Consider the following 13589-nt stretch of genomic DNA (forward strand, 5'->3'; position numbering starts at 1 on the left):
TTATGAATATAGATAAGGACAAAATACTGCAAAAATACTTGGATGGGGAACTATCCGGAGAGGAGGAGCGGGAAGCCCTCCATATGATAGCAGAAGACCCCGAGATGCGAGAAATGCTTTCTTTCGAAAGATCAGTCCGAAGTACTATTAATGAGACGAATGCGTATGATCAACCGGAAGTGCCCGATGGATTTACGGATCGGGTAATGTATAGCATTGAACAAGGGGAACAATCGGTTCCGAATAACTCGCTGACAGAGCAGATTGAAAGCTGGATAAAAGGGATATGGATGCCGCGAAAGATACATCTGCGACCGGTGTATGGTGTTGCCGCAGCAATGATTTTAACGATCGCAATATTGACGCCATTTTATTTTGATGCTTCCCAAAAGGTGCAGCCGGCGAATAACACTACCCAAGAAACAGTTCAGCAAGTTGCCCATAGCCAAGACCAGGTGTGGGTACGCTTTGTATATATTGATGAGAATGCGCGATCCATAGAAGTTGCCGGCGACTTTAACGGCTGGGAGCCTATCCCTCTTGACAAACAGGAGGTAAACGGAGAGCAGGTTTGGACCGGCTTGGTATCAATGAATAGAGGTGAGCACCGCTATATGTTTGTTAAAGATGGCGAGAAATGGGTAACCGATCCAATGGCTCCGATGCAGCGCGAAGATGGATTTGGCAATAAAAATGCAGTGATCTACTTATGAGAATAGGTCTCATTATTGTGATGTTATTACTTTCTATAACAAATGAAATGTTAGCCCAGGATTGGCAGACCATTTTTTCTGTTGATTCCCGGGTAGGGTATTCAACGAATACCTATTTGAACCCCTATTACGCGGAGTGGGATCGCGCAGAAAATACTTCTTTTGGGGCGCTCTCGGGAATTGGTCAAAGCACGTGGTTTGGCGACAAGGACATGGTTGAGTTAACGGGGATTGCTGTTTTGGAACCTTTCTTTTCAGGCTTAGATACGTGGAAAGGAGGATTGGCTCTGGCAAGGTATCAGCATCAATTTAGCCATTCGATAAGTGGAGGAATAGAAGTGGGAGGCAGTTATTTTAATTCTTCATTTAGCCGCGGCATGTTTTGGGCTCAACCTACGTTTACGTGGTCGCCTACGCCCTTCAGCCAGCTGAAAGTAAAAGCGGGCTCTAACTTTCGTTCCTATCGAGATTATATGGTTGACAGTGTGGCTACCTCTATCAATGATAGATCTGATTTATATGCTCTTGAGTTTGAAACCTGGCCCAGTTTTAATTGGCAACTTTCTACGGGGTTGTACGGAAACTTCGATTCTTTTCCAGATATACAACAAGGATTTAGTTCGTTTGTGGCTGCAAGCCGAATTTTTGAAAAGGGTTCAAAAATTAGATTTAAAGTTGGTCTTGAACAGTATCAAAACCAACAAACAGTAACTACCGGTGGCGGAGGGGGCGGCTTTCCCCCTGTGGGAGGTGGACCCCCCGAGACCACAGAAACTATAGAAGAAACAAATCGCATATTTCGGCTGGGAATTGAAGGTAGTATTCCCATCAGCCAGCAGTTAACGGCTTTTGTGAGTGCAGAAGGATTGCGTTATAACACAACTGCGACCGATCAGAATATTAATGACATACAGGTTTCTGGCGGTATTAGACTGACGCTGCAGCCCAAATCGGGAAAAGATAGGGGTAAAATATCGCCGGACTGGAATAAGGAGAAAGATATTCAGCGGGTAGAAATTTCTTATTCAGGGGATGCACGTATTTATCTGGTTGGCGATTTTAATAACTGGTCACGTCCCGGCGTCCCACTCGTAAATGTTAAGAATGATAGGTACAGAGCCGAGCTTGAGCTGGATCCCGGTTCTTATGAATATAAAGTGCTTAAAATTGAGGGCGGAGAAGAAAGCTGGATTGCATTTTCCAGCGAGACGTATACCGTCGAAGATGGATTTGGCGGACAAAATGCATTGTTATTAGTTCAATAATTTAAATGAAATGAATATGATGAAGGTTTTAAATAAACATATAAAGGTCATAGCACTTTTGGTTGTTGCGTGTGCTTGGTTTGGTATTCCTGATACGGCCTCTGGTCAAACAGAATCGTTGGATAAACTGGTGGAGCGGGCAGGTAATGCAGGAATAGAACAATCCGTAATTGATGATCTTAAGGCAAGAAAAGAAGCGAGAGGTTTAAGTAATCAACAGCTGATAAATATGATTGAGCCGGCGGTACAACTTGCTGAAGATAACTTGCCGGCAAACCATGTGCTGCAAAAAGCTCTGGAAGGATTGTCAAAAGGAGTGCCCGATGCACGGATCGTTCCTTATATAAATAGAATGACCAGTGCTACCCGTCAGGCAGCCGGTGTAGTTGATCCCTGGATGGAAAAACCGGAAGTAAAACAAATAATGGGCGGACAAAATGAGTCCTCCCGAAGTATGCGCAACAGACTTGTGGAATCGTCTTCTCGCGCCATAACACAAAATGTTTCGCCCGAAAATATTAGTCAGCTTCTGTCAGACATAGGTAAAAAGTCAGTGCTGTCAAAAACAACCGGATCTAACATTGTTTCTGCAATGGATATTGTTTCGGATTTGCCCATGCAGGATCAGCCCGAGCTTACGCGGTCATTTATTGTTCGGGCGTTGAAGGGAGGATTTGAAGCCGGTGAATTTCAAAAGCTGCCTATGGCCCTAAATATGGCACAGAAGCGAAGTCAAATTCCTGCATCGAACATTATTCAGGGTGTGGGTAATCAGTTGCAGAAAGGGGTTCCTGCCCAAGATATTTTGCAAAAGTTGTTTGATGGTAATATAGGAGGAGGACCGCCCGGCAATATCCCCAAAGGAATGGAAGATAATCCAGGCAAGGGAAATAGGGGCAATAATTCCGGCAATGGCTAATTAGATTTCTTTGTCGTACAGGTTCCGTATTTACACTGTTTATCAAGAGAAGTAGTAAGCCTATCAAGAAAGTTGGTAACCTTTCGAAACCCCGATCGTCATATATCCTACATTTAACACAAATAATAAATCTACAGGGTAATAATTATGAAAACACAAAAGTTACTAAAAATACCATTTGCACTGTTATTAGCAGTTTCAGTTGTATTTATGGGATGTAATAGTGGAACCAATGCTGATGGAGATACCGGGACAATGGAGGTCTTACTCCATGATGCACCGGCCAATTATGATGAAGTAAATGTATTTATTGAGCGAGTGGAGGTTAATAATAGCGAAAATGACGAGGGATGGGTAGAAATTAATAGTCCCCAGCAATCCTATGATCTTCTCGAGCTTACAAACGGAGCAACCGAAGTTCTCGGATCTGCCGAATTGCCCGCGGGAACTTATAATCAAATTCGACTTATATTAAGCAGTGACGGACACAGTGTGGTAGTTGATGGAGAAAAACACAGCATGTTTGTACCCAGTGGTGAACAAACAGGTATCAAGCTAAATGTAAATGCTGAAATTGAGCCCGACATCACTTATACCTTGCTGCTCGATTTTGATGCGGCGCGATCGGTGGTAGTAACAGGTAATCAGCAAGCTGGAGAAGGCTATCTGCTGAAGCCGGTAATAAAAGCTACAAATGAAGCAGTGACCGGTAATATTGCAGGAGCTGTTGAGCCCGTTGATTCTGAGCCGTATGTGTATGCTATAGCCGGAGAGGATACACTGTCTTCCACAAAAGCTGATACATCGAATGGCGAATTTAAGCTTATTGGTCTCGAAGAAGGTTCTTATACCGTTTCCGTTGATCCTACCGATGACTCCTATGCAACAGAAAATGTTGATAACGTTGAAGTAAATGTAGGCGAAACAACGGAATTGGAAACGATTACCGTCTCTCAAAATTAGCAGAGTCAGAAGTAATAGCCTTTTAGTGGGCGATTACTTCATATAATCAGCTGAGTCCGTCGGATAGTATTAGTTACTGTCCGACGGCCTTATTAATTGGAATGCGAAACATTAGAATTGAAAAATAGCATTGATATAATATTAAAATTTTCTAACGTTAGTAAAACTCATTTTAAATAATTAGTTATGGTTGGCTACGGAGAAGTACTACAGACAATCGGAGCGATGGTGATCTTTTCGCTGATATTACTTAGTGCCACAAGCATGATTCAGCGGAATACCTATATGCAGGTAGAGGGAGAATTGGAACAGGAAGTTATTGCTTTGGCTCAGGATATTATTGAAGAGGGCCGCACTAAAGAATTTGATGAGGTTTCCGTTGATGCAGCGGCACCACCGGCAGATATACCGGGTGATTTTTCAGCTCCTTCGTCTTTGGGACCAGAAACCAGTGATGATCAGAATGGTGATGGAAATATAACGCGTCATGAGTTTAATGATTTTGACGACTACAACGGATGGGATGATGTGGTAGAAACCGAGCATGGCGAATTTAACATTCGTGCCCAAGTTTTTTATGTGGATGAGACGAACTACGATTCAACGAATACACAAACGACATTTAAAAAACTGCGCGTGTATATAACCAGTAAATATTTGAATCGGCAGAGTTCTGGTAACCTTACATTATACAGTTTGGAGTTTATTCGAAATTATTACGCAGATTAGCGGAGTAACATTATGAATATGGGATTAGTTACAAGTTATGTTATCGGGGGCATTTTGTTGATTGGTATTCTTGCTATGAATATGTCGCTTTCTCAAAGCTCTACTGAGCTTACCTTAACGCAAACGACCCGCGAAAAAGCAGTGGGTGTGCAGGAGATGCTTAATCACGATATCCAAAAAATTGGATTTAACAGGAATAATAAGACTAGTCCTGTGTTGGTGGAAGCAGATAGCCACAAAGTTGCATTTCGCAGTAATATTGACAACAGTAGTGATAACTCAGTTGAACTGGTAACCTGGGAGTTTACAAATACGTCGGTTGGCAACGGAAATCCCAACGCATATGTATTAAAAAGAACAGTCAAGGATGTTGATACGGGGAGTATTATAAGTGAAACTCCTATACGATTGGGAGTAACGAACTTTAATATCAAGTACCTGGATAAATATGGCCAACCGGTTAGCAACCATATGTCAACCCCGGTGGCAAGTTCTGATCTAAATAGTATTCGACAGCTTTATATTGCCTTAGAATTGCAAAGTTCGGCCAAAGTCCACGGTAATACAAATACTGATGGACGTTTTGTGCGTACAATTTGGGAGAAGCGCTTTTCTCCCCCTAATTTGGAAGATGTTTAATAAGTAAGAGGTGTTATTATGGGACGAGCAATGTTAATAATTTGTGCCGGTATGTTAGTTGCGCTTGGCATTGTAGCAATGGGCACTTCAGGTCAGGGCAAGATGCTGACCAAAAAAACGGTTGAATATGCACAGAAAACAGAAGCCCTTAATGCTGCGCATACGGCTATTCAGGTTTCCATGCAGAAAATAAATGAAAACGATGATTGGGCTAAAGAGCATGATTCTTCTAACGCGTGGACCACAACTATTGAAGATGTTCAAACAACACTGTATGTAGATTATATGTATGAGGCCCCTAATTACTGGGATGCCGATTCTATACGTCTTGTGTCTAAGTCAGAGATTGATGTGGGAGGTGGTGGATCAAAGAAATATACCTCCAAAGTTATTAGCGTTTATTTGATAGCCCCATTTAGTAATCTGGTTCCTGAATTTTCTGGAGCACTTCAGTTACCCAGTGGTTATGGTTCATTGACGGTAGATGGAAATGCTCATGAAATTAATGGCACGGATCCGGATTGCAGCGAAGACAGACCACCAATTACGGTAAATAATTCAGAGACAAAAGATGGGTTGCAAAGTCATGATCTGAACCTGGATGGGGATATTGCGGTAGATAATCAGTTAAATTATGAACCTACCGACGAACTAATTGCGAGACTTGAAAATTCGGGCAATGCAACTACAGTTAATTCCGACTACAGTGACAACTTGGGAACTGCTGAAAATCCCGGAGTCTTTTTTATAGATGGGAATGTTAAGCTGACGGGACAGCAAAGTGAGGGGTATGGCATAATGGTTATCAAAGATAGTGCCCATATGGATTATGAGGATGAAGATGGAAATACAGTTAGCATCAGGGGTAATTTTGAATTTAACGGGTTGGTTATTTTTGAAAATGCCCAGCTTTTCGAGGGACACGGCACACCCACTATCAATGGTTCAGTATTAGTGGGGGATACTGATGATACTACTGATATAGAGGTAGATATTGGAGGAAATATTGCGATTAATTATACCTGCGCTGGAGAAAACTATGCCAAAATGGGAGCTGCTAACACCGTCAAGCAAAACAAGTATACCCGCGTGGTTACGCTCGAAGAGACAAAGATCCAGTAAAATAAAGAGGTCTTTCTTGGGTACAACCTAATTAAAAGAGGGACTACCAAAACTTTTATAGAGCTGTTTTTTAGTGGGCAAATAGCTTCAAGTATCTCACCTAAATCAGTTAGTTATTACATAAGCTAATTTGTTGGCTATCCCCATGTGGACTTACAATCCAGACGACTACTCGATCAGGGATGTAAATCAATCGATGGCCAAGCTACACGGATATTCAAGAGAAGAGATACTCTCCTTTACGTTATTTGATCTGTGGCCAGAAGAAGAAGTTCCAAAACTAAAAAAGCACTTGGCTGAGATGGATCGTGAAAATGTAGGTGATGAGGGCTTGTGGAAACATCAGAAAAAAATGGGGAATTATATATACGCTGGTTAGCTACATTATGAACCAGTAGTGATTCCTATAGTTGCAAAGCTGTTGGTCGTTAATAACTACTACACAAATAGTTATAAGTATTTGTTTATATTTTATTTATACAAATAAAATATACCTTTTCTATATAAATATTATCTACTATACAGGTAATTCAAATCAAATATTAGAGGGAGTGTTATGAAAAATATTGAGTTAGCAAAAACCGGGTATAAAAAATTCAGTGAAGGTGATATTGATGGTGTTCTTGCCATGTTTGATCCCAAAATGGAATGGCATGAATGTAACGGATTTCCCTTTATTGAGGGCGATGGCATATTTACAGGACCACAAGCGGTAGGTAATGGTGTTTTCAGTAAGCTCTCTGAGTATTATGATCACTTCAATGTTGAAATTGAAGAACTTATGGAATCAGGCGACCGCGTAATCATGGAGGGGTATTACACGGGAACTTGGAAAGCCACTGGTAAGAAATTTAAAGCTAATGCGGTTCACATCTGGACTGTAAAAAATGGAAAACTAAGTCGTTTCTTCCAGGCCGTAGATACCGCCGCTGGACTTAACCCGTAACCCTAAAAAATAAACAAACCGGACAGAGTTCAGTTTACACTACCCTTAGAATTATAGCACAAGTACCTTCAAAGCATATCTAAATGGATTAAATATTTATCTGACTTTCATCAGATTAGCTGATGGATTCCTTTAAAATGAATACTATAAATTCACTTACAATGGATCGTTTTGCGGAAAACATTTAAACCTGAGTTCGATTCTTAATCTGTATCAAAGTGCCTCAAAAGTCCCCTCCTTACGAAGGAGGGGAGCCTCTTTTATTGATTTTTAGAATCAAACTGAGGTTTTGAAATCTCTGAGCGCTAAACCTATTTACTATTTCAATTCCAGGGCGGTCGCCTTTTCACCTATACACCGTCCGTGTTCCACACCGAACTCGATGCCGGCCCGGTAATGAATGCCGCCATACAACCGGCTGATGGCCGCCTCTTCGGCCGCTTCCCAAAACGAGACAAATGATCGGGTTGCAAGTCCGCGGGTTTCGTGATTGCGGTCGACAAAGGATATCTCTCCGAACAAATCAGTAAGCACAACTGCCGCTGCACCCGACTGCACGGAGTGCCCGGACGGATACTCCGGGAAGGGCGGGGTGAACACAGGATCGGTAATTTCGGGGTCATTCCAGCCCGCATCTATCACCTGTTGGATGTAGCTGATGGGCCGGATCACATCATAGTGGTACTTTTCGTACCAGCAGACAATAAAGGCGTCGGCAAGGGCAATTCCCAGTCGGACATAGGCTTCAGCGGCGGTATCGAGCGAATGGTTGTACTCTGAAATCACCTGATTGAGGATCGAGATCCAGTGTCCCGGCGGGGTGGAAGTTTTCCCGGGATCATCGGACCAGAACAGGGCGATTTCCCGCTGCTCATCGCTCAATTGCCCAACGGTTTCATACACTTCCAGTGCCTCGGTATAAAACACCGATTCCGGGTCTTCTGAATAGGCTGGCGGAGGCGTTACGGAACATTCGTTGGCTTCGGAGAGGGCAAACAGACGGTTCTCACCCCAGTAAGGCTGCAGGGCCGTCTGATAACCGGGCGGAGTGGGGATCCACATGCCAGGACCTGCGGGGGGTGTGTAGTTGTCCGGGAAGTTAGTTGAAAATCCCTGATGGCCGCCGTCGGATTGCGACCAGTTATAGATTGCCCCGGCAATCTCCCGCCCGTATTCCACCGAACGGTTAAAAACGCCATCAGTGGCAGGAAGGTTGAACTGACCGTTCAGCGTCTCTTCCAATGCATCAATAGCCTGGAGGAGGTCAGGTTCCGCAGATCTGAAGAGTTTGCGGGTGATTTCCGCCAGGGCACTGTTGGCTGCAGCAGGCCAGTGAATTTCAGCCCCGGGTTGGGGCAAGGGTTTCAGTCCATTCAGCTCTCCCGCCAAGCTTCGGTATCCGGGAATTCCGGGAGCCACGGTTTCGTAAAGTGTTACTCCCATATAGCTAAGAGCCCGTGAGGCTACAGGCGGAGAAAAGCCGGCTGTTTTTTCGATGAGGTCGAGTGACAGTCCAAACCAGGCAGTCGCCACGTGAGCGTCATACTCAGAGGTTTCGGGGAGTTCGGTATCTTTGCCTGGAGAAGTGGTTTGATCGCAGGACGTCAGGACTATAGAAAACAGTACCAATGCTACAATCAGGAAGGTGTTTTTTTTAAGTTTTGCTATACTCCATCCATGAGCTGTGGAAATAATGGCTCCAGTATGCCGATGTAAGTTGTGGGCTGTTGAATGTTTCATTGATCTTATCTCCCGTTATCTGTTGTAATCGAATTAAATGAATCGATGATTCTGTGTAGGTTGCATCCTATCCGGCAGGTGTTATTAATTTTGCTCAAAAACCAGGGACAACACTATTTTAAAGGTTACAGGATCACTCCCCTCCTTGTCCCGACACGCTTTTTTTCGGCACAAGGCGGGGGTGGGTCCGGCAAATACGGAATACTGAGCCGCTGAATTTTCCAAAAAACGCTTCTTTTCAGGATGATTACGACAAAGCTATCCCATTATTGACTAAACTGAATGAGTTACGACTCTTTCACTGATTCTACTTTCAAAGCGGCCCGTGAATAGCAGCAATGATATCTCCGCACTCTCCCGCCTCATCAGGTATCTCCGTAAAGGCCGGAAAATTAACGACACAGCCGCCTTCATAGGAATTGATCTGCTCACCTACCTGGCCGGGTATTTTCGGCCCGTGACTTCTCAAAACAGCGTGAATCTCTGCAGCATGCGCATCCTGGAGGCCGCCAAAGTTTGGCAAACCAAATATTTCATGAACTGAGCCGCTGTCATCGTTTTCTTTCAGGTGAGCCGAGAAATTTCCCTTTCCATTATTTCCCGCAATGCTACCTGTGGCATACAGAAGCTGTACTTCCACGTTCAAGGCATTTGCAAAATCAGATTCAACGCATGCTCCCGGGGTCGCACAATTTTCCGGTTTATTCCAAACCACCCACCACAATGTGTAGGCATGGCCGGGCATTAATCCGGTTGTCTTAAAGTTTACCGTGATTCCATTGCCATTCCGGTGCAGCGTAGATTTTCCGATTAAGTCACCGGTAACGAAGTTGAAAATATCCGCAGTGGATTTGGTGTTTACCTTCGCAGCGGCATCCAACTGCAATTCAGCAATTGCTAATTCACTTTCAGGCGAAACCGGGGTGTATGATTCGCACCCGAACAGAAGGCCCGTTATCAGTAGTATCGGCAGTAGTTTTAGTGTTTTCATAATACCTCTTGTTTTATTGTTGATGTTGTGGCACGTTTTGTGCCTGTTCAATCTGTAATCGAGGACAATTCTCTCAGGATTACTGTATTAGTTTCTTGTCTTTATACTCCGGTTGATATGCAATAAAGTTATCCGAGGCTCCCACTTTAAAATCATGGGTCTCCATTTTTACGGTTTCAGTATCGCAGCCAAAAACGTCCCGTTCAATGGCTTCTTTTTCCTCTCCCACATGTCGGAGGTTAAAGACTGATTGTTTGAGATAAATTCCTACGGGAATACATAGATGGGTATCAGAATTTCTGCTCTCCTCTAAGAATCCCCAATAACACGTTATCTATCTGAAGTGCAACATAATAGATTCCCGGGATTCAGGCTTTTCTCAGAAGCCCAGAAACTTTACTTATCAGCCCAATCTCTCCGATATTCAGATGGGGACATGCCATATTCGGCCTTATACGTTCTACTGAAGTGCGATAAATTGCTAAAGCCGCAATCGAATGCAATGTGGCTAATTGTTTTGTTACCGGTCTGAAGCATGCTTTTAGCTCTTTTCAGGCGCCTCTCTGTAAGCCATTTTCCGGGCGATGTTTGATAGTGTTTTTTAAAGTCTCTCTTAAAGGTAGATAAGCTGCGATTGGCAATTTTTGCAAAATCCTGAATATTTAGATCATACATATAATTTGCTTCCATAACCTCCCAGATTGGAGTCTGAAAGCGGTTCACAATTTTCAGGATATATGCGAGAATGTGTTTGTTTTCGGGGTGGGAGAAAATGTTAAAGAGTAACTCTTTAAATTTATTTTCAAATACACTGTCCGGTAGTGATTTATTGTCAATGATATAGGGGATAAAACTTTTGTAACTATTTTTGATGTGCTCATTAATCGAAAAGCTTTCAATCCAGACTTTATTTGGCTCGGGCAATTCTTCTAACGATAAATGTGGCCTGAATTCCTCAAACAAAGATCGAAGATAGTCGTCTTTCAGATAAAATATTAATACATCCCATCCTTCACGGGTTGATGGCAACTCTTGTACAAAAGCACATTTTTTAATGATTATTCCCTTATTTGGGTTCGCCACACATCTGTTACTATCATGATTTATTATCCGTTTTCCGCTCAATGTAAAATTGAACTGGATATATTTGGAAAACAGCTGCACAACTTTTTCCTTTTGTGGGCAGCTATAATGCAAAAACAGCGTGTCTTTCAACGTAAATTGCTGAAACAGTTCAGGGTTCGATATTTGTGCTTCATACAAATCCATAATACGGACATTTGAGAGTTGGCATGGCACCAAATGATTATCGAAATATCTTCCCGTGAAACTCTTTATTTGGAAGAATTAAATTAAAATGGAGAAATCCGGACTCATTTCAAAGTTTATACGCTAAAGTAACTCCTCAATGATGATGTTGTGAGGTATTTTAAAACATGTTTTAAAGAATTGCACTTGTTGTGAATGTATGACTCTCTGATTATAAAATATAAGCAGCTACGAAAAGGTGGGTTTTAGATACTGAGTGGCAGTAGATTTTAGTTGTAGTTGTATGTCTTTATTTTCTATTTGGACCTGTTTGAAGGCGAGTACTTAGACCACCATTTTTCATCATCAGTTCGAACAGGGATATGTGTTACATGAGCGGTTACAGCTTTCCATTCCCCATCCAATTTCTGCATTCCGTATGTGAAGCATCCTGAACTTCGAATGGTATCCCCGTTTTCCACTAAATGCTCATGGTCGAACTCAACCAAATAGGATGCTGCGTTTCTTGAATGGACATGAATTTTGTGGTTCTGCAAATCCCATTTCAACATTTCCTCCCAGCCATCTTCTCCTAAAATATCTTTCCAGACTCCATCAGCTGTTAAGTAATCTCCCCAATAATATCCATCTCCAAACATGATGAGATCCTTCGAATAGAACGTCATGACGGATTCATAATCCATGTTTTCCAAATCAGAAGCGTGCTTTTGGGACCGCGTAATTATCTCGTTTTTTATTTGCTCAATTTCATCGATTGACAACTCTTTGGATTGTTGACTACAACCAAGCATCAGGAAAAAAACTAAAAAGATGATCCGTTTCATATTTTTGAATTAATCAGCCGGCTTAATATTCAAATTTACACTAAAAAAATTATCCGGATCATATTTGGCCTTTATTTTTGAAAGGCGTTCGTAATTTTTACCGTAAGCGGATTGTACCAACTCGTTTCCTTCCTCTCCGAAACCGGGGAAATTGGAATACATACCGGATCCGGAATAGGGTTTCATCTCATCCAGTACATTGCGCGACCATGCAATAACTTTTTCGGAGTCGGCAGGGTCGTCCCAAACGGAATCGACACTCAGCAGAAATGATGTATCACGGCTGCCGAAAGCCGTATCTTCTGCAGGAATCCTGTTCATTTCTCCCCCGTAATGCCAGATAGCCATCAGCATGGAAGGCACGGGGCGCTCTTTCCCTTTTGAAACGAATGCGTTTATCACGTCATTATCAAGCGAGCTGAGATCTGTTGACTTGAAATAGTAATTGCGCTCGTTTTTGGGGAATACCCAATCGAACATCGTTTGTACCACTGCAAAAGGATATTGTCCGCTCAGATCAACAACCGGTTCACCAATCTCCCTGAGGGGCTGGAGCACCTGCTGGCCTTCATCCGGATCACCGGAGTACATTGCCGGGATGCCTACAATACTCTTGCCCCGTGCTTCTTCCGGGAAATCCTCAACATCAGGTATAGACCAAAGCAAGGCCTCTGAGCTTACTTCGTCAGGTGAAGAAACCATAAAATCCCGCCAAACCGATAGTACTTTTTCGGCTATTTCCATAGGATACATTGGTAAACAAAACATTACTTGAGGCCCCACTTTATGGAGATTAAATTCGAAGCTTGTAACAATCCCAAAGTTTCCGCCCCCGCCCCGTACTGCCCAAAAGAGATCACTGTTTTCTTGTTCGTTCGCTGTCAAAACGTTTCCTTCTGCGGTCACAATGCGTACAGAGTGAAGGTTATCACAACTGAGTCCGTGTTTTTTCCGAAGCCTTCCCAGCCCGCCGCCTAGCGTGAGGCCTGCAACACCCGTGGTAGAAACCACTCCCCCGGGAGCGGCCAGCCCATAAAGCTGAGTTTCCCGGTCAACATCGCTCCAGATTGCCCCTCCCTCTACAATAGCCGTTTTTGAGTCCGGATCTACGTGAACTCCCCGCATATCCGAAAGGTCAATGACCAGTCCATCATCAACCAAAGCCAGACCTGCAACATTATGGCCGCCACCGCGAATGGATACTTGCAGTTTATTTTCCCGTGCAAAGTTAACGGAGTGAATCACGTCGGATGTTCCCCTGCACTTGGCGATCAATAACGGATATTTGTCAATGAGCCCGTTCCAAACCTGTCGTTCATGATCATACCTTCTATCCTTCGGAGTAATAATCTCTCCAAGAAGTGCGTTATTGAATTCTGTGATTGTTTTGTTCTCCAGCATGTAATCTCCATTTTTTAATTGAATGCTTGATAGGTGGTAAGCATTTTAAACATCCGCCGGATGGCGGA

General features: G+C 43.1%; 15 protein-coding genes. 9 read left to right on the top strand and 6 right to left on the bottom strand.

Annotated features, from left to right (window positions below):
• The first annotated feature begins 2 nt into the window (after window positions 1–2).
• The 9 genes from U5J89_RS13900 (at window position 3) to U5J89_RS13940 (ending at window position 7296) form a co-directional block, all read left to right on the top strand.
• The gene (locus U5J89_RS13900) at window positions 3–713 is read left to right on the top strand and encodes a hypothetical protein (protein WP_322576246.1); all 711 of its coding nucleotides are present in this window, start codon (window positions 3–5) and stop codon (window positions 711–713) included.
• Window positions 710–1978 (top strand): glycogen-binding domain-containing protein, encoded by a 1269-nt coding sequence (locus tag U5J89_RS13905; RefSeq protein ID WP_322576247.1) that lies wholly within the window; start codon window positions 710–712, stop codon window positions 1976–1978. Before U5J89_RS13900 ends, U5J89_RS13905 begins: the two co-directional genes overlap by 4 nt.
• Before the next feature lie 16 nt (window positions 1979–1994).
• Window positions 1995–2897, top strand: coding sequence for a hypothetical protein (locus U5J89_RS13910; protein WP_322576248.1), 903 nt, complete (start codon window positions 1995–1997; stop codon window positions 2895–2897).
• 147 nt (window positions 2898–3044) lie between these two features.
• Window positions 3045–3860, top strand: a complete 816-nt coding sequence (locus U5J89_RS13915) for a DUF4382 domain-containing protein (RefSeq protein WP_322576249.1) — start codon at window positions 3045–3047, stop codon at window positions 3858–3860.
• A gap of 186 nt (window positions 3861–4046) precedes the next feature.
• Window positions 4047–4589, top strand: a complete 543-nt coding sequence (locus U5J89_RS13920) for a hypothetical protein (protein ID WP_322576250.1) — start codon at window positions 4047–4049, stop codon at window positions 4587–4589.
• Between the two features lie 18 nt (window positions 4590–4607).
• Entirely contained in the window at window positions 4608–5228 is a 621-nt protein-coding gene (locus U5J89_RS13925) for a hypothetical protein (RefSeq protein WP_322576251.1), read from the top strand.
• An 18-nt stretch (window positions 5229–5246) separates the two neighbouring features.
• The gene (locus tag U5J89_RS13930; protein WP_322576252.1) at window positions 5247–6350 is read left to right on the top strand and encodes a hypothetical protein; all 1104 of its coding nucleotides are present in this window, start codon (window positions 5247–5249) and stop codon (window positions 6348–6350) included.
• 145 nt (window positions 6351–6495) lie between these two features.
• On the top strand, window positions 6496–6729 hold the full coding sequence (locus U5J89_RS13935) for a PAS domain-containing protein (protein ID WP_322576253.1): 234 nt from the start codon (window positions 6496–6498) through the stop codon (window positions 6727–6729).
• A gap of 177 nt (window positions 6730–6906) precedes the next feature.
• Window positions 6907–7296, top strand: coding sequence for a nuclear transport factor 2 family protein (locus U5J89_RS13940; RefSeq protein ID WP_322576254.1), 390 nt, complete (start codon window positions 6907–6909; stop codon window positions 7294–7296).
• A 318-nt stretch (window positions 7297–7614) separates the two neighbouring features.
• Here the strand turns inward: U5J89_RS13940 and U5J89_RS13945 are convergent, their stop codons facing one another.
• The 6 genes from U5J89_RS13945 to U5J89_RS13970 all read right to left on the bottom strand — a co-directional run bounded on the left by U5J89_RS13945 (window position 7615) and on the right by U5J89_RS13970 (window position 13521).
• A complete protein-coding gene (locus U5J89_RS13945; RefSeq protein WP_322576255.1) occupies window positions 7615–9036 on the bottom strand; it encodes a vanadium-dependent haloperoxidase in 1422 nt (473 codons plus the stop codon).
• Between the two features lie 313 nt (window positions 9037–9349).
• Window positions 9350–10027 carry a hypothetical protein gene (locus U5J89_RS13950; protein WP_322576256.1) on the bottom strand — a complete coding sequence of 226 codons (678 nt, stop codon included), beginning with the start codon at window positions 10025–10027 and terminating at the stop codon, window positions 9350–9352.
• A gap of 79 nt (window positions 10028–10106) precedes the next feature.
• Window positions 10107–10256, bottom strand: coding sequence for a hypothetical protein (locus U5J89_RS13955; protein WP_322576257.1), 150 nt, complete (start codon window positions 10254–10256; stop codon window positions 10107–10109).
• A gap of 167 nt (window positions 10257–10423) precedes the next feature.
• Window positions 10424–11296 (bottom strand): AraC family transcriptional regulator, encoded by an 873-nt coding sequence (locus U5J89_RS13960; protein ID WP_322576258.1) that lies wholly within the window; start codon window positions 11294–11296, stop codon window positions 10424–10426.
• A 296-nt stretch (window positions 11297–11592) separates the two neighbouring features.
• A complete protein-coding gene (locus U5J89_RS13965) occupies window positions 11593–12120 on the bottom strand; it encodes a hypothetical protein (protein WP_322576259.1) in 528 nt (175 codons plus the stop codon).
• Between the two features lie 9 nt (window positions 12121–12129).
• The gene (locus U5J89_RS13970; RefSeq protein WP_322576260.1) at window positions 12130–13521 is read right to left on the bottom strand and encodes an FAD-binding oxidoreductase; all 1392 of its coding nucleotides are present in this window, start codon (window positions 13519–13521) and stop codon (window positions 12130–12132) included.
• Window positions 13522–13589: the final 68 nt, after the last annotated feature.

Origin of the sequence: Fodinibius sp. (assembly GCF_034521915.1) — a bacterium.
Lineage (GTDB): Bacteria > Bacteroidota > Rhodothermia > Balneolales > Balneolaceae > Fodinibius.